The organism is Thermaerobacillus caldiproteolyticus (genome assembly GCF_015326725.1).
Classification (GTDB): domain Bacteria; phylum Bacillota; class Bacilli; order Bacillales; family Anoxybacillaceae; genus Thermaerobacillus; species Thermaerobacillus caldiproteolyticus.
Window position 1 is genome coordinate 1,872,396 of the sequence record NZ_CP064060.1, and the last position, 16,091, is coordinate 1,888,486.

At 42.7% G+C, this 16,091-nt stretch carries 19 protein-coding genes and 1 riboswitch; all 19 genes read right to left on the bottom strand.

Going from position 1 to position 16,091, the window contains the following annotated elements; genetic code table 11:
* Positions 1-104 precede the first annotated feature (104 nt).
* Positions 105-1,253: a UDP-glucose 6-dehydrogenase gene (locus ISX45_RS09285; RefSeq protein WP_194518813.1), complete on the bottom strand. Its 1,149-nt coding sequence runs from the start codon at positions 1,251-1,253 to the stop codon at positions 105-107.
* Positions 1,231-1,779 carry an RNA polymerase sigma factor SigX gene (sigX, locus tag ISX45_RS09290; RefSeq protein ID WP_194518814.1) on the bottom strand — a complete coding sequence of 183 codons (549 nt, stop codon included), beginning with the start codon at positions 1,777-1,779 and terminating at the stop codon, positions 1,231-1,233. The genes ISX45_RS09285 and sigX overlap by 23 nt, the downstream gene beginning before the upstream one ends.
* A gap of 120 nt (positions 1,780-1,899) precedes the next feature.
* A complete protein-coding gene (locus ISX45_RS09295) occupies positions 1,900-2,616 on the bottom strand; it encodes an AIR synthase related protein (RefSeq protein ID WP_194518815.1) in 717 nt (238 codons plus the stop codon).
* Entirely contained in the window at positions 2,609-3,103 is a 495-nt protein-coding gene (locus tag ISX45_RS09300; protein WP_194518816.1) for an ECF transporter S component, read from the bottom strand. The genes ISX45_RS09295 and ISX45_RS09300 overlap by 8 nt, the downstream gene beginning before the upstream one ends.
* Complete coding sequence (locus tag ISX45_RS09305; protein WP_194518817.1) at positions 3,103-3,675, bottom strand: cob(I)yrinic acid a,c-diamide adenosyltransferase; 573 nt, start codon at positions 3,673-3,675, stop codon at positions 3,103-3,105. Before ISX45_RS09305 ends, ISX45_RS09300 begins: the two co-directional genes overlap by 1 nt.
* A 16-nt stretch (positions 3,676-3,691) precedes the next feature.
* Positions 3,692-4,108: a bifunctional adenosylcobinamide kinase/adenosylcobinamide-phosphate guanylyltransferase gene (locus ISX45_RS09310; RefSeq protein ID WP_194518818.1), complete on the bottom strand. Its 417-nt coding sequence runs from the start codon at positions 4,106-4,108 to the stop codon at positions 3,692-3,694.
* The gene (locus tag ISX45_RS09315; RefSeq protein WP_194520670.1) at positions 4,042-4,695 is read right to left on the bottom strand and encodes a histidine phosphatase family protein; all 654 of its coding nucleotides are present in this window, start codon (positions 4,693-4,695) and stop codon (positions 4,042-4,044) included. The genes ISX45_RS09310 and ISX45_RS09315 overlap by 67 nt, the downstream gene beginning before the upstream one ends.
* Positions 4,653-5,441 (bottom strand): adenosylcobinamide-GDP ribazoletransferase, encoded by a 789-nt coding sequence (locus ISX45_RS09320; protein WP_194518819.1) that lies wholly within the window; start codon positions 5,439-5,441, stop codon positions 4,653-4,655. The genes ISX45_RS09315 and ISX45_RS09320 overlap by 43 nt, the downstream gene beginning before the upstream one ends.
* Positions 5,441-5,998, bottom strand: a complete 558-nt coding sequence (locus ISX45_RS09325) for a bifunctional adenosylcobinamide kinase/adenosylcobinamide-phosphate guanylyltransferase (protein ID WP_181554235.1) — start codon at positions 5,996-5,998, stop codon at positions 5,441-5,443. Before ISX45_RS09325 ends, ISX45_RS09320 begins: the two co-directional genes overlap by 1 nt.
* Positions 5,995-7,065 (bottom strand): threonine-phosphate decarboxylase CobD, encoded by a 1,071-nt coding sequence (cobD, locus tag ISX45_RS09330; protein ID WP_194518820.1) that lies wholly within the window; start codon positions 7,063-7,065, stop codon positions 5,995-5,997. Before cobD ends, ISX45_RS09325 begins: the two co-directional genes overlap by 4 nt.
* Entirely contained in the window at positions 7,040-7,993 is a 954-nt protein-coding gene (gene cbiB, locus ISX45_RS09335; protein WP_194520669.1) for an adenosylcobinamide-phosphate synthase CbiB, read from the bottom strand. The genes cobD and cbiB overlap by 26 nt, the downstream gene beginning before the upstream one ends.
* The gene (locus ISX45_RS09340) at positions 7,993-9,477 is read right to left on the bottom strand and encodes an adenosylcobinamide amidohydrolase (protein WP_194520671.1); all 1,485 of its coding nucleotides are present in this window, start codon (positions 9,475-9,477) and stop codon (positions 7,993-7,995) included. The genes cbiB and ISX45_RS09340 overlap by 1 nt, the downstream gene beginning before the upstream one ends.
* Positions 9,477-10,514, bottom strand: coding sequence for a FecCD family ABC transporter permease (locus ISX45_RS09345; protein WP_374058286.1), 1,038 nt, complete (start codon positions 10,512-10,514; stop codon positions 9,477-9,479). The genes ISX45_RS09340 and ISX45_RS09345 overlap by 1 nt, the downstream gene beginning before the upstream one ends.
* Complete coding sequence (locus ISX45_RS09350; RefSeq protein WP_194518821.1) at positions 10,495-11,469, bottom strand: ABC transporter substrate-binding protein; 975 nt, start codon at positions 11,467-11,469, stop codon at positions 10,495-10,497. Before ISX45_RS09350 ends, ISX45_RS09345 begins: the two co-directional genes overlap by 20 nt.
* Before the next feature lie 138 nt (positions 11,470-11,607).
* A riboswitch (cobalamin riboswitch) is annotated at positions 11,608-11,827 on the bottom strand.
* A 142-nt stretch (positions 11,828-11,969) separates the two neighbouring features.
* Positions 11,970-12,584 (bottom strand): PH domain-containing protein, encoded by a 615-nt coding sequence (locus ISX45_RS09355; RefSeq protein WP_194518822.1) that lies wholly within the window; start codon positions 12,582-12,584, stop codon positions 11,970-11,972.
* A 379-nt stretch (positions 12,585-12,963) separates the two neighbouring features.
* Positions 12,964-13,284: a hypothetical protein gene (locus tag ISX45_RS09360; RefSeq protein ID WP_194518823.1), complete on the bottom strand. Its 321-nt coding sequence runs from the start codon at positions 13,282-13,284 to the stop codon at positions 12,964-12,966.
* A 210-nt stretch (positions 13,285-13,494) separates the two neighbouring features.
* Positions 13,495-13,839 carry a hypothetical protein gene (locus ISX45_RS09365; RefSeq protein WP_228485528.1) on the bottom strand — a complete coding sequence of 115 codons (345 nt, stop codon included), beginning with the start codon at positions 13,837-13,839 and terminating at the stop codon, positions 13,495-13,497.
* An 87-nt stretch (positions 13,840-13,926) separates the two neighbouring features.
* Positions 13,927-14,241 (bottom strand): hypothetical protein, encoded by a 315-nt coding sequence (locus ISX45_RS09370; RefSeq protein WP_194518824.1) that lies wholly within the window; start codon positions 14,239-14,241, stop codon positions 13,927-13,929.
* 844 nt (positions 14,242-15,085) lie between these two features.
* Complete coding sequence (locus ISX45_RS09375; protein WP_194518825.1) at positions 15,086-16,003, bottom strand: DUF7916 family protein; 918 nt, start codon at positions 16,001-16,003, stop codon at positions 15,086-15,088.
* Positions 16,004-16,091 lie beyond the last annotated feature (88 nt).

The following is a 16,091-nucleotide window of genomic DNA, read 5'->3' on the forward strand; positions in this document are numbered from 1 at the left end:
TTTGACCATATATGTATTATGTGAAGACAGGAGCAATTAGAACTTGGTTCAGGCGATTTTAACAAAATTGTAACAGAGCCTCCATCTTATCGATGAGGGGGTTGTTACTTGATCGGCATTGGGTTCGGGGCAACAGGCACAGCAATTTTTTCATCAAAAGCATACGGACCGATTCGGCTTACATTTCCGCCGGTAAACGTAACAAATTGAAACCCAAACTCTTTTGCCGTTAATAAAATGGCTTCCAACATCCACTGTATAGCGGGAGACTCATCCAGTCGTGAATCGCTTGTAAATTGAACCACTACTCCGCCTTGTTGCGGTTGAACCATCGCAATATTTACCTGCTTTGGAATGGAGGGACGAAACGGATCGTCGCTTGCAGTTTTCATGTGCTCTAACGCTGCTTGAAACGTTGAAAATTCCTTTGGTGATGGAGCAAGAAACAAAGGATGAGAACGATCCAATTGATAGAAATAGTAAGCACGTTTCTTTTGCGGGATTTTTAGCCATTCAACATGTCCTGTATTCGGAAGATCGATTCCCTTTTGGTTTTCAGTAAAAAATTGCACGCTCGTTCCGCCCATCCAGCGCACCGTCTCCTCAATACTCGAAAGAAACATGACTTCGCTTGCCGAACCACCTGATAAAGCAGAGTGCGCCTTTGGTACACGAACAACCCATAATCCTTTCTGATTATGAGAAGGAGAAATAATTATACGATCGAACAAGTTGTCTGATAACCCCCACTCTTCTCCCATTACTTGGGACTGCGCATTTTCTATTTGTTGAGACAACTGTTCTCCCTTCGCAACAAACACACTAACCGGAATTACCGTTTGTTCATTCACATCAGGAATGCCGAAAACAACCACATCTTGATCATGTAATTCCTCTTTCGTCACAAGACGCGACTGCACGACATCTCTTTGATCAGCTTGAATGATCGCTTGACTTTCTTGAGAATGGTCTTGCGCTCGCAGCGGGATTATTGCTATTGCTTCGTTCTTCTTTTTAATGACATGTTCCCGTTTTGGCTGTAAAGCAGGCATGTTCGATAGACTAATGATGACAAATAAGAATGCTGCAGCGATCGAAGCCATCGACGAAATGATCCAGACTTTCCTCCGTTCTCTTTTACGTGCTGATGACACTTGACTATAAATTTCTTCCTTTGAACGTCTGTCTTGGATGAGTGGCATTTGTTGTAGTACATGCTGGAGGCATTGTTCACTCCATCGAGACTGTTTCAAGCTGCATTCCTCCCTTCGCTGCTTCTTCTTCCATGTGCTGTCTTAACGCTTTTAACGCCCGATGTTGTGTCGTTTTCACTTTACTTTCCGTCCAGCCAAGCGCTTCAGCTGTTTCTGCTATGGATAGCGCTTGAATAAACCGGAGCACAATCACAAGGCGTTGATCAATGGTACAGCGACCAAGGCAGCGATACATGAGCTGAATCTCTTCTTTTTGAATGGCGATTTCCTCTGGCAGCGGTTGTGTATCACGAACCTGCCCAGCAGTCCAATCAAGTTTTTTGATAATTTTTTGCCGCCAACTTTTTTGTTTACGAAAAAAATCGATCGCCACATGCCGCGCAATAGACAACAGCCATGTTTTTTCACTGCTTTTTCCTTCAAATCGCTCATAGGAGCGCAATACTTTTATATATACTTCTTGAACAAGGTCTTCCGCTTGCTCACGGCTTCGTACCATATAAAATAAAAAATTAAAGAGATCTTGATGGTACTTCTCATACAACTCCTCAAAAACGGAATCCATCCTTTTTCCTCCCGTTCTACTACATCTGTCGATAAGACAAATAGTTTTGTTACATCTATCTTAAAATTTCCATAACGAAAAAGGAAGAATATTGCGGAATATTCTTCCTTTTTTACTAGTTTACGAGGTTATCTCAATAGGAAAAAAGTAGTCTCTGGCCATTTGCTTAATTTCTTCTTCTCCATTTGGGTCAAAACTAATTATTAACGAAGTAGCTGGGCCTGATGAAGCATGTAGCGGTAATGCGCAAGAACATTGTGAGGATTGAAGGCTGTTGTCGTCGAGTAATCCTTGGAGCTCATAGAAAATTCCTTTCGAACCAACGGGGACAAGTTCATAAATATCAGTCCTATGTAGCAATTGGCGAAACAAGGATAGCGGTAAGACGCGATCACGTCGCTCCATCACCTCATCGCCGACAAGCGGCTCCCCGATAACGGCGAACTTCGCGTCCGATGGTGTTGTTCCGATTCGTTTTTGCGCTTTGTGAACCATACCAATGACCGTCATCCCGACTGCCGATTGCAATGTCGGAAAATTGGACTCGGTGCTTCCAACAATCGGAAGATCGAGATGCAGCTCGCCAAGAGCCGTGCGAATTCCGGTACAAAGCGCTTCCCATACCTCATTGTGAACGAAATTTTGCAAGACAACCGCAAGCGGAGCCGCACCGACACACATCACTTCCATTAAGGCGACGCGTGCTGCGAAATACGCGACTGTTTCATATGGAACATGAACGATATCCGCTTCTTTCAGCCCAATAGCTGCAGAGCCATCCGCCGCGATAACAAGCTCTTCATCTTGATAAAGTGGCAAAAACAGTACGTCACGCATGCGGCATCTTCCTACTGTCGATCATTGGAAGTTTTACAAGAGAAGGAATGACAGCAAAAGAAACTAAGACATTCGCCATTGTTCCCATAATCAGCGACGGAAAGAGCGCCATCACAAATGCGCTGCCCATGAAAAAGATAAATGGAAGCGGAGCGAGAAACGCATTACCGATAAAAAAGAATATATAGGCTGCCTTTTTCCAATGATGCTGAAACAGCCAACCAAATCCATAAACAAGCAACCCCATTTCTATTGCCACAAGCAAATGAAACACACCTAGCGGAAACCCGGCAAAAAACGCCGCTGACAGATGACCAACAGCAGCCACGAGCGCGCCGTTATTTCGTCCAAAGAGCGCCGCTGCAACGAGTGCTGGTGCGCTATCTAACGCAACGCTGCCAAGCCCTGTCGGCAGCTTCAATAGCGAGCCAATGACCGATAAGCTAACAAACAAAATGACAACCGTAAATTTCTTTATATCCCGCATTATTTTTCCTCCTTATCGCGAAACACAATCGCGCTTCGTTCATATTCCACATCCTTTACTCCTAAGCGTGCATTAATGACGCGAGCAACAGCAAAAAAGTAATCGGACAGACGATTTACATATTGCAAAACGATATCGTTAATCGGTTCTGCTTTGCTTAACGATACAATGCAGCGTTCCGCTCTTCTCGTCACCGTTCGCGCTACATGAATTGCTGCTGCTGCTTTTGAGCCGCCCGGCAAAATAAACTTTTCAAGCGGCGGCGCTTCCTTAATGTATTCGTCGATTCGATTTTCTAAAAATGTGACCATTTCCGCTGTCACTTTGTATGGAAGTTTCTGATTGATAATCGCCAAGTCACCGCCGCAATCAAACAATTCATGTTGAATTTTTTGTAGTTCCGCATAAATGTCTTGGAATTTCTCTCCTTCCAATAACGCTATCGCCTGCCCGACAAACGAATTCACTTCATCTAACGTACCGTACGCCTCGACACGCAAGTGATCTTTATCAACGCGTCCGCCAATGAGACTCGTTGTCCCTTTGTCCCCTGTCCGTGTATACAATCTCATTTAGAACTTTCCTCCTTTATTTTATTCGTTCAACTAATCCGCACCAAACGCGATCGACACGCTCACATCGTTTCACCAACTCTTGGTAACACCACCCCGTTACATCACGCCAGTTTCGCTCCTCTTTTGTCAGCGGTACAATTCCTTGAGTAATATCACAGCCAATCCATACGACTGTTCGCTCGTTATCTCCTTGCTCCCAATCGTGCCACATTTGAAAAACATGTTCCCAATGAGTGCGACTCGGCGTACGTCGAATCGATGCTTCTAATCCTTCCAAAATAATGATTTGTTTGAGTGTATTCGCATCAGGTAAAACATATTCTCTTTCATAGCCATTGCACCACATCCATGATTCGATTTCATCTAATCTATAATATTGGCGTGCCCATTTTCTCTTCCCTTGAAAAGCACCTCCGACAATGAAATGCATCGCTTTTTTTCCCTCCATCGCTCAAGCGTCGACTCCAACGTGAACCCACCGCCAAACGGAACCGTCCATTCCCAAAACGAACGCTGAATCGGGGCATAACGTTCGAGCACATATCGAATGGGACCACCATGTGTGACTACGGTTACATGACGAGCACCTACTCGTCCGGCGAGCTCCACCGTACGTGCCAATGCAGTTTCGATCCGTGCTTGAAACTCGGCATAACTTTCCCCGTTCGGCGGAGCCACAGAAAACGATGATTGCAACCACTGCTGATACTCTTTTATTTCTTTCAACTCAGCGAAGGTTTTTCCCTCCCAATCACCAAAATGAATTTCACGCCATTCCTCCGTTTCGTACACAAGTACGTCGCTGCTACGAAACAAGATCTCGCACGTTTGTCGACAACGTATTAAATCACTCGACACAATGAAATCCGCGCTTGGATATAAACGGATCCCTGCCTCATGAAGTCGGACAATTTCATGTTCGGCAAGCGGCACATCGGTAAAACCAATATATCGCTTTTCTTCATTTTCTTTCGTTATACCGTGTCGAAGAAATGTAATAGCCAAATGATGAACCATAGCCACGTCTCCACTCCTTCTACAAACGCCCCGAGCATATCACCGGTAATACCGCCAAATTGTTTTTCACAAAACGATCGTGCTCCCAAAAAGCAAACAAGCGCTCCCGCCGTCAACATAACAAGCTTCTCAAATACATAAGGGACTCCAACGCTAATACTCACAAGCCAAAAGAGCAAAATAGCGATAACGACATACGCATCGCGCTTGAACACATGCTCGCGAAATGCTGCTGCCATTCCAGTTGCTTTCGCCAAGCGACCATATATGAGAAGCAATGCCATAAAGCCACGCGACAAGAGCGGAATCAAAACAAAAAACATAACAGATACATGAGATCCTATCGTTTCATACATAAATAAAAAGCGAAATGATAAAAGAAACATAATCGATAAAACGGCGAACGCCCCGACGCGAGAGTCCTTCATAATCTCTTGTCTTCGCGTGACATCCCGATAGGAAAAAAACGCATCGCTCACATCCATCCATCCGTCCGCGTGCAGACCTCCAGACAAAAAAATGGACAACCACAAAAGCGAAATTGAAAGAAACAAAGGCGAAACAGAAGTGAAGGAAGAAAAAAATGAATACCACCCCGCCAGTATCCCGCCGATCAATAGTCCGACAATCGGAAAACAGCGCACCGACCATCTTGCTGTCGCTGGTTGCCAGTTTATTTCTTTTCGGATCGGAATCACTGTCAAAAACTGCAATGACAACAGCCACCCATGCCATATCGTTTTCATCAAACGGCCTCTCCTTTTTTCACAAGTGGAATGCCATGTTGAGCGAGAATCGCTATAGAGGCTCTTGTAACAATTTGTTGATGCAGCCAGCCAAGCGTTTTCATAAAATGGTATGTCCCCATATCTTCAGGCACACTGCCGGAAAATAACTCGTTAGAAACGATGACAAGCGCTTTACTGTGAGCCGCGAGCTGCACGACTGCCTCGAAAATCCCCCTTGCTTTTTGAAAACAAGTATCTTCTTGTTTCCAACCTTCATCGCTAAACAATTCATTCGCCAACAAATTCGTTAAACAATCGAGCAATACGACATCATTGGAACCAAACCGAGTAGCAAGTTCGTGTAATCCCACCGATCGTTCCCATGTCATCCATCGAAGTGATTGCCGGGCGCGCTGTTCTTGATGATAGGCAATACGCATTTTCATTTCGTCATCAACTGCTTGGGCAGTGGCAATATAATGAACGACATTTTCACAAGAAGCGAGTTTTCTCACATACTCCTCAGCAATCGCGCTTTTTCCGCTGCGAACACCGCCGCTAATAAAGACGATCATCGCGACCACCTTGTTAATACATGTAATAATTGATCATTTTCTTCTTTTGTTTTGACTGCTAAACGCAAATACTTTCCGTCAAGACTATGGAAATTCATTGTATGGCGCGGAATCATCCCCTCTTTCAATAAATCATATAACAGTTTCTCCGTCGAAAGATGTGACGCTCGCAATAAATAAAAATTCACAACCGATGGCGACACGTAATAGCCTGTTTCTTGCAAAACCGCTTTGATTCGTTCACGCTCACAGGCAATCATTCGCTTCGTATGGGCCACAAACTCATTCATCGGTAAAAAATGCAGCGCGAGCCGTTGTGCCACTTGGCTGACGCTCCACGGCGGTTGCAGTGCTTTTACCTTTTGAATGATCTCCTCATTGGCTACAATGTACCCGATACGCGCACCAGCTAAATGATACATTTTTGTAAGCGAGCGAATAACGATGAGACGAGGAAACAAATCAATCCATTCTATAGCAGTAAACGCTTCAAGCCAAAAATGATAAAACGCTTCATCAATCACGACAAACGTATTGGCTTGGTCTGCCGCTTCTAAAAGTGAATATAACTGTTCTTTTTTCATCACTGTTCCCGTTGGATTGTTTGGATGGCAAAAAAAGAACACATCGACTTGCTCTAGGAACTCTAGCAGCTTACTTTGTTCATATGTCCAATCGCTTTCTTCATCGGAAACAATTGAAAAAATGGAGCAACCATTGGCCTCACACGCCCGGCGATACTCAGAAAACGTCGGTTCAGCGATGCCGATTCTTTTCCTGGAAAATAATTGTGCAAGTAGATAAATGCATTGCGAAGCGCCATTTCCGATGAACAACTGTTCTTTGGAAACACGTTCAGAACGAGTAAGGTAACTGACTAGCTCCGAAGCATCAGGGTCGGGATACTCCATTGCCCAGCGGCAAAATTCCGCTTGCGTCGGCCACGCTGAAAGCGGCAGCGAATACGGATTCGTATTGACGCTAAAATCGATCCACATTTTTGGAACCGGAAATCCGATGCGTTCATATAATTGATGAGGATTAGCCCCATGAGACGGTAAATTCAATGATGATCCCTCCTATCCAAAGCAAAACGATAAAAGCGAAAACAGTGCGAATCATGACGCTTACCGATTGGCGAATATGCTCTTTCCTCAACTGATGGAGCGGATCCCCGATGTTCGGGCGATGAGATACAACTCCTTTATACGTATTTGTTCCTCCAAGTTGCACACCAAGCAGTGCTGCCATTGCTGCCTCTCCCCAACCACTGTTTGGGCTTGGATGTTTGTGCGCATCTCGCATGAGCAACTTCAAACAGTGACGAATACGTCTTTCCCTGTTGACAAGCACCATAACGATCGCCGTTAACCGTGCCGGTATATAGTTGAACACATCATCTAAGCGTGCCGACGCCCATCCGAAATCGCGATATGTATCATTTTTATAACCAAGCATGGAATCACACGTATTGACGGCACGATACGCAAGCGCCAAAGGGGCACCGCCAAGAAGCGCGTAAAAAAGCGGAGCGGTAATGCCATCGCTTGTATTCTCCGCAACTGTCTCGACACAGGCGCGCACAATTTCCCGCTCATCAAGATTTTCCGTATCTCGTCCAACGATCATGCTCAGTTCTTTTCGTGCCTTCTCTATATCACCTTGTTCAAGCGGCACAAGCACATTCCAAGCAGCCTCTTTTAAGCTTTTGGTTGCGATCGTCGTGAAAATAAGAAACGCTTCTATGACAATGCCCAATCCTGTAGTAATTCGATAACTAGTATACACGAGAAAAAAGCTAATCGCATATATAATGAGACAAAGGCTTGCGACGGTGAATATTCCTTTTAGCCGCCGACCGCGCCCGCGATTGAAATGTCGATCAAAGTAGGCAATGAGCGCCCCCATCCCCCGCACAGGATGCGGGAGCCAACGCGGATCGCCAAGCCAACAATCAAGCGCCACCGCCAGCATAATCGCAAAAAGATGATGAATCATTGATCGTCCCCTCTTCGCTGTTGATATCGGCGAAGCGCTTCTCTCGTTGCTTCGTAGACAGAACGACCGATCGCTTTGCCAAGTGGTGTAATCGTGCCAGCGTAGTCAAAGACGGTATTCATTTGTGAAGCAGCAATCGCGATACAATCGGTCGAAGTTCCCGTCGCCATCGTGTTCGTTTTTGGATCAAGGATACGCTCGTCATACAGCGCTTTCGTTTTTGCCTCCGTTGCCGTCATCATCGCTTGCACATAGGCGGCGTCCATCAACGTTCCGTCAATGAACACGATAATGTTAATCGTGCCGACTCCTTTAGCAGACTCGTCCCTCTCCCACGCTTTCGCAGCATCGACTGCATTTCCAATCCCTGCTGTAACAATCGTAAACAGCGAAAACGTTTCTTCTTTCCGATATACATAGGCAGCGTCTTCTAAACAAACCGCTGTCATCATCCCGATCGTCCGCTTCACGTCCAACGTATGCGACCGTAAATACTGCTTCATTTCCTCTTCAGCATCATCGCATCGATAATCCTTCGACACATGGCGGTTCACAAAATGAGTCGCCCATTGAAAGCCAGCTCCCACAAGCGACGATGATAACACTTTAAACGGTTGGGAAGTCGTAACAACAATCCGCTCATGGCTCTTTTCTATCGTCAAACGATCACGAAGTTCCTTTTCCCTTTCCGGAAGCTCAATTTCTGGCAAAAACGTTACAATTGGATTGGGCACAACGGGATGGGCTTGACGCCTCACTGGAGCGCCAAACACGTTTCGCAATGTCGATTCTTCGATCATATCATTCGGCTCACTCACACCGATAACGCTTCCTTGCTTAAGGAAAAGAATGCGATCACAATATAAGCTTGCCAAATTCATATCATGAAAAATAGCGATCACCGTTAACCTTTTTTCTTTTGTCCATTTGGAAAGACGATCTAATAATTTCATTTGCTGGGCAATATCCATATGATTGGTCGGCTCATCTAAAAGCAATATGTCAGGCTCTTGCGCAAGCGCCCGCGCTAAATATGCGCGCTGCCGTTCCCCTCCGCTTAACTGGTCGATCCCTTCTTCCATTTTGTCAAGCAGCTCCACTTGCTCAATCGCTTTTATCACTGCCCGCTCATCTCCCTCTGTCCATTTTGGAAAAAGGCTGCCTTGATGAGCATAACGACCAAGCTCGACCGTTTCTTTTACCGTATAACCGAACGTCGTATCGACGCTTTGCGGCAATACGGCAACAAGCCGTGCCAATTCTTTTTGTGAAAACGAAACAAGCGGCTTTCCATTGAGAAAAATCATTCCGGTTTGTAGTGACAGTTCCTTGCTTAACAACTTTAATAACGTTGTTTTTCCGCTGCCGTTCGGTCCTAGAATGCCAAACAATTCCCCTTTTTGAACGGTAAACGTCACATCTTGCAATACCATTTTGTCATGATAACGATAAGACACGTTATTCACTTCGAGCACATTCATCACGTCTTTCTCTTCATTCTTTTAAAAAATAACACTGCAAATAGCGGAGCACCAATCAAGGAAGTAATGACACCTATCGGCAGTTCGCGCGGCGAAATGATCGTTCGCGCGGCCAAATCAGCAAGGACAAGAAACGCACCGCCATACAAAAGCGACAATGGTAAAAGCAAGCGATGATTCGGACCGCATACTAATCGAATCATATGGGGAATGACCAAGCCAACGAAACCGATCGTGCCAGAAACGGCTACCGCAGAGCCGGTTAACAGCGAAGCGCCCGTTAAAATAACAAGCTTTCTCCTCATGACATCAACACCGATGTGAGCCGCTGTTGCCTCTCCAAACGCAAACGCATTGAGCTCACGAGAATTCCATAACAATAACAAAGAACCGATAAGAAAAAACGGCAACGTCATCATCGTATAATTCCAGCCTCGCATCGCCACGCTTCCCATCAGCCATGTAATAATCTGCCGCAATTCTTCTCCCGTCAACGCAATCATGAGCGAAATAAGCGCACTAAAAAACGCACCAAACATAATTCCAGCTAAAATGATCGTTTCAACCGACATCTTCCGTTCGACCGCTCTTGTAAACAAAAGCACAAGAAACAGCGTACAAAGCCCAAATAGAATACTGACAATCGGCAATGTAAACGTGCCGACAAACGGCAATTGAATACCGAAGAAGAGCACAATGACCGCCCCAACGGAAGCCCCGGAAGAAACGCCAAGCGTATACGGATCAGCAAGTGCGTTTTTCAACAGCCCTTGAAATGCCGCGCCCGCCAGTGCGAGCGAAGCGCCTACCAAGAATGCCAATACAACACGCGGCAAGCGGATCTCCATGACGATTTGAACAAGATTGGTAGGAATATCGCTATTCAATGGAGTTCCAAACCATTGATATAAAAAAATATCAATAATAGTAGAAAAGGGAATCGATAGAGAGCCTATCGATATCCCTAACAAAAGAGAAACGATCACAACGACGACCGTCACCGCGTAAATCGCTGCATTATTGAAAGACTTCTGGATAAATCGCTTTAGCAAGTTCCTCTACCCCTTCGACAAGACGCGGACCTGGACGTGTGACTAAATCAGAATTCACATCGTACACCCGTTTATTTTTCACAGCTGGAACGTCCTTCCAAGCAGGACGAGACATCACTTGCTTCGTCGCATCTTTTACATAATCTCCATATGTTGTAATAATGACATCAGGATTTAAAGCAACTGCTTTTTCTTCCGTAAACATCGGCCAGCCTTCTTGATCACCAGCCACGTTTTTCGCTGAAATCACCTTTAACATGTCATCGATAAATGTTCCTTTTCCGGCCGTATAAATTTCCGGTGCCGGTGATACTTCGACCCATACTTTCAATTGATCTTTCTCTTTTATGCTTTTTGCTTTTTCTTTAATCGCCTCAAGCTTTGTTTTCATATTTTCAATGATCTCGTGTGCTTTTTTCGTCGTCCCTGTTGCTTTTCCGATTAATTCAATCGAATGATACACATCATCAAACGTTTTGGCATCGTTCACAACCAATACGGTAATTCCTGCATCTTTCAATTGTTGTAATCCATCTTTGGAGTTATGGGCACCTGAAGCATGCGCAAGCACTAAATCAGGTTTCAGAGAAATAATTTTCTCGACATTGAAATCTGTGCCGCCGATTTTTTCTTTCTTTTTGGCGTCCTCCGGATAGTTGTCAAAATCGCTCACACCAACGATTTTCTCACCTAATCCTAACGCATAGGCGATTTCTGTGTTGCTAGGAATCAACGAAACAATCTTTTTTGGCTCGGACTGGATCGTCACTTCTTCTCCTAATCCGTCTTTTACCGTCACCGGAAATACTGCTTCTTCTGTTTTTGCTTCTTGCTTTTTGGCAGTTGTTTCATTGTTCGCGTTTTCGCTATTACATCCGACCAGCAGCCCGAATGTTAATAGAAAAGCAAGAAACATCACATAATACTTCCACTGCTTCATGTTTATTCTCCTCTCTGATTGATGTATAAATAAAAAACCCATTCCTATCTAGGAATGAGTAAGAAACGACAAAATATAGAAATGCTTGATATGTAAACATTCATTCGTCGTTTCACCATCTCACTCCCCGAAGATAGGAAACATTCGGCAGCAAAGGCAGGTCTACTGACTCATGCATCATCCTACTCTGAACCTTCCCATGCAGGTAACAGCTTTCGCCATCACACGGCACAGTGGTGATTTCATTTCGTCCGCATTTACAGTTGCGGGGACAGTTCTGGACTTTCACCAGATTCCCTATTAAGTCTACTAGGGCAATACACCGCGCCCGTTCGACACCTTTTCTGCCATGATATAAAATTGTGTGAATTTGTCGAACAATTTACAGTTATATATTAATGCAAATGACCATCATTGACAATAAAAAAATAAGAAGCTGGTGCGATATCATTCAAACCTAAACACTCGAATCGAATCCGATCCGAGTGTTTGGATAATCATCAATTATGAATATAACGCTCAAACACAAATCCAAAATCTTTTACCGTATATTGTTTTTTCGTGTCAACTAACCAATGAAATGCAATTTGGTTGAGCTCTTTGAACTGTTCCGCTAAATCATTTGGTGTACTTGCAATGCGGCTTAAAACTGTAGAAGCTAACTCTAGACTTTGGCGAGCATAGTCTAATGTCGTTTCGTTTTCGTGGCAGATTTCTGCGATTTTCAGCAATGCCTTATATAAATCTTTCACTTCTTCGATATGCTTTTTATGCACATCAATCGAGTATTGTTCAGAACCGATTTTAAATTTAATTTCCACATCTAAATCGACCGTACCCGCTGTTTCCAATGTCACATCAGAAATGCGATGCTTGCTGTAATCATAACGGCGAAGCGTGCGCTTTTTGCTTGTTGCGCTCGTTCCGTCAAGATGAATAAGCGCTTTGTTCGTAAAGCAATACTCATCAGACTTTGACTTAATCAAAAAGTAAATTTTCTCCCCATCTTCATGCATCACATAATCGTCGGCATCAACTTTATCATAGTTCTCCGGTTTAATCACAGCCCCTACATCACTTAATCCAAGCACATCAGCAGCGACTTTTCCAAACATGTTATTCCACCTCTCCTCATTTGTGCTAAACACAGACATGCTCATTATAACATGCATAACATAATAATCGTTAATTTTTCCAATTGATTTTATAATCCAAACATGACAATACCCTTATCAAACAATTCTATATAAAATACAGATTTTCGACATATGTAAAATGTTTTTAATGCCCCGTTGTGTAACTAAAAGACTCCATCTATGTCAGTTCTTGAATTCAAAGGATGTAGAGTTTAGGGGCTATCGAAACAGCTGATAAAGCACTTGAGTGGTTGTGCAAAGTTGAGTCAGACCTTTATTCCAATGTCAAAACTCCTTGCTAATGTTCAAAATCAAAAAAGGAACTATCTCATCAATTAAGAGACAGCTCCCGATATGATTAGTCTTCGAATTCTTGTTCTTGCTCTTGGTCTTGTTCAGATTCCGCACGCGAACGCACTTTTGACGTAGAATCCGAATCCACCTTAATATCAAGATCTATTCTCGTGTTGCCACTGTTGGCGACTCTGGCGATGTTTGTATTGCGGTCTACATTTTTTAAATCATTGTCATTATCTAATTCTGTATTACTTCTTAAATCGTTATCAGATTCAAAATCAACATCTGCTTTTGAACGGCTATCTGAGTCTGAATTTGAACGGCTACGGCTAATAGATTGGTTATTATCATTTTCAGATAAATTTTTCCATAATTTACTCATTATCTCTTCTCCTTCCATTTGTTATATAGTTAATTTATTCAAACAAATAAGTAAAAGTTTGGACAAATGCCATTAGGTCGTACGCTGATTTTTATACCTCTCAAAAGCAAGAAGCCATTTCAAACAGAGCGGAATATTAGAATATATCCTCATAAAAATCAATCAAATAAATATTCGTTACCTATGTAAATAGGGGAAGGTGACTACATATTACCTTCCCCATTTGCTTTGATTTAACAGTTTAACTTTAGATACATCGTTTACTTCTCTTATATGATTGGATTTTTTGTAATTATTTGATAGAGCCTCTAATTTCCGAACAGCTAAATCAAACTCTTCGTTTGTTAGTTGTTTAGTAGCTAATAATGAACATAGAATGGCAAAGGCAATTGGCATTGTATCAACTTGAACATTTATATTAATATCAACATCAGAGTTCCCGCTATGGCCAATTTGTGATGCATTTGAATGGCTATCAAAAGAAGATATCTTCCCTAATGAGGATAAATTTCCTAAATTCCTTAAAGAAGTTTGATGATCATTTATATTTTCCATAACATATCCTTCCCCCAGAAATACAATTTAAAGTGGGATAGAAACTATCCCACCTATGCTATATTGTTTTACTACAACTATTAGTTATTAGTCTTCTTGCTCTTGTTCTTGCTCTTGATCTTGTTCAGATTCTGTACGCGCACGCACTCTTGCCGTAGAATCAGAATCCACCTTAATATCAAGATCTACTTTTGAGTTTCCGCTGTTAGTAACTTTTGCGATGTTTGTATTGCGGTCTATATTTTTCAAATCATTGTCATTATCTAATTCTGTATTATTTTTCAAATCATTCTCGGACTCAAAATCGACATTTGCTTTTGAACGGCTATCTGAATCCGAACGACTGTGACTATTAGAACGGTTATTTCCACTACTGGAAAAACCTCTCCACTCTGTACTCATTCTCTCTCCCCCTTTCGTTCTTTATGCTGGTAGTTTATTCAACATCACACCAACATGTTTAGACAAATACCAGTAAGTCATATGTTGATTTTTAGAAATTACTCGACATGTAGCAGGTACTCTTATCAGCACCAAAGGTTATGAATAGTATGAAAATAATAACTAAAATAAATCTTAATTTCCATTCTATTTATAGTTAAATATTTGGATTATAAGGAATGAAATGGTGAGATACCAATATCAACTGATATTCATTCGTTAGAAGACCCAAAAAGAGCGGATAGATCTTTTATATAGAAAACTTTTGAACTAGCTTGCACGCACTTCAAGAACATCGTGAACATACATTCATCTACTTCTCCGGTGATGCGTCCATTAAACCAAACCGAAAGAAAACAGAAAACATTCATCATGAAATAAAGATCCATTCGGTATTGATAAACAATGGAAATCGCTTTTGAAATATTAGAACGAATAGACAATTTATACTAACGGATGAAACAGTTACACGTCATAACATGATCGTTAAGAATAACAATTCTTTATTTCGCAGTTGAAAAGGTAGTCACAAAGAGGAAGTTCTCCATCGCTTAGGGTGTGCTGCTTGGGAAGTCGAAATATCAAGTCATATTTATATATTCAAAGCTAGGCGAAAGTAGTTTAGATCTCCTCGATCAAAATCCTTAACAAAAAGTATGTATGCGTTTTTTGCCACGTTTTATGCCTTATCATGAAGATCTTCCTCCCAAACAATATAAATTAAAAGAAAAATCCACACTATGAAAGTATTTCACTTCCATAGTGTGGTTAGGTTCTCACTTTCTTTCTGGAATTGGTGATTCATTTACCGCAACGGAGAGCTCGCCATACGAATGTATGTATGACGTTTGCCGCGAATGGCAATCGAATACGTCATAATGTTTTCTGGAATGGCAATGCCATGGTAACCAGCATCCCCAATATGATATAAATCAGCTCCGGCCATTTTACTTGTAAGTGCAATTTGACGGATCGTATGCTCGTCCGCCCCTTCTTGGCTTGTGCCGATTGTCAGCATGACTAGCGCTCCTTTTTCATGCGCAAAACGAACAAGCCTTTCCGTTTTTTCTAATGTCACCCCTGGGACAGTTCCTGGCGATGGCATAAGAATAACATCAGCCCCGGCGTTAATAAAGCGTTCCATTACTTCTTCGGAAACGATGCTTCCCCCTGTTTCATTGGCAACGCCTGCTCCATGCATTTTTCCGGCAATAATCAAGCCATCATCACCAAAGACGGAACGCGCTTTTTCAATCGCTTTGGCAATTTCATCATTGGTAACGCCTGTTTTAGGATTGCCTGTTAAGCAAACAAAATCAAAACCTAACTGCTTCGCTTCCTGCAACGATTCCTCCGTCGCCAATCTCCCTTTAGGAAGCGATGTTAAGCCTTCTAACTGTTTAGCGTTCGGATCGACAGGCTCCAAATTGACACCAATCGGACGCCCTGTTAACTCCTTAAGGCGTTTTACAATTTGATCAGGCTCGTTCATATCTAAACCATTAAAATGCGGTGCAAACACATCAAAAAAATTTAATAACAGTAAATCAGCGCCAAAAGCGGCAGCTATTTCTGCATTTGTCACTGCTGGATAAAGCGGCGCAAACGCCCCAATGATTTCCGAAACAATTACTCTTCCCTCAGACGCTTTAATCGATTGTTTCAATTGTTTTCCATTCATATTGCGAAAATCAGAAGCAGTACAATCTAACAAGCGTTTCATAAGGATACTCCTTTTATGTGTAATTAAAAAGAAAGCGAAAAATAACTCGTTCGATTTCCCCTAATCCCAGACTATAAAAAGCCCTTGG

Bases quoted from the DNA above. Each gene is read 5' to 3' on its own strand.
- ISX45_RS09320 (WP_194518819.1), bottom strand. From the start codon at position 5,441: ATGAAAACGATATGGCATGGGTGGCTGTTGTCATTGCAGTTTTTGACA.
- ISX45_RS09355 (WP_194518822.1), bottom strand. From the start codon at position 12,584: ATGTTTGGAAAAGTCGCTGCTGATGTGCTTGGATTAAGTGATGTAGGG.
- ISX45_RS09325 (WP_181554235.1), bottom strand. From the start codon at position 5,998: ATGATCGTCTTTATTAGCGGCGGTGTTCGCAGCGGAAAAAGCGCGATT.
- ISX45_RS09350 (WP_194518821.1), bottom strand. From the start codon at position 11,469: ATGAAGCAGTGGAAGTATTATGTGATGTTTCTTGCTTTTCTATTAACA.
- sigX (WP_194518814.1), bottom strand. From the start codon at position 1,779: ATGGATTCCGTTTTTGAGGAGTTGTATGAGAAGTACCATCAAGATCTC.
- ISX45_RS09360 (WP_194518823.1), bottom strand. From the start codon at position 13,284: ATGAGTAAATTATGGAAAAATTTATCTGAAAATGATAATAACCAATCT.
- ISX45_RS09365 (WP_228485528.1), bottom strand. From the start codon at position 13,839: ATGGAAAATATAAATGATCATCAAACTTCTTTAAGGAATTTAGGAAAT.
- ISX45_RS09375 (WP_194518825.1), bottom strand. From the start codon at position 16,003: ATGAAACGCTTGTTAGATTGTACTGCTTCTGATTTTCGCAATATGAAT.
- ISX45_RS09295 (WP_194518815.1), bottom strand. From the start codon at position 2,616: ATGCGTGACGTACTGTTTTTGCCACTTTATCAAGATGAAGAGCTTGTT.
- ISX45_RS09310 (WP_194518818.1), bottom strand. From the start codon at position 4,108: ATGCATTTCATTGTCGGAGGTGCTTTTCAAGGGAAGAGAAAATGGGCA.
- ISX45_RS09340 (WP_194520671.1), bottom strand. From the start codon at position 9,477: ATGAATGTGCTCGAAGTGAATAACGTGTCTTATCGTTATCATGACAAA.
- ISX45_RS09370 (WP_194518824.1), bottom strand. From the start codon at position 14,241: ATGAGTACAGAGTGGAGAGGTTTTTCCAGTAGTGGAAATAACCGTTCT.
- ISX45_RS09300 (WP_194518816.1), bottom strand. From the start codon at position 3,103: ATGCGGGATATAAAGAAATTTACGGTTGTCATTTTGTTTGTTAGCTTA.
- ISX45_RS09305 (WP_194518817.1), bottom strand. From the start codon at position 3,675: ATGAGATTGTATACACGGACAGGGGACAAAGGGACAACGAGTCTCATT.
- ISX45_RS09315 (WP_194520670.1), bottom strand. From the start codon at position 4,695: ATGGTTCATCATTTGGCTATTACATTTCTTCGACACGGTATAACGAAA.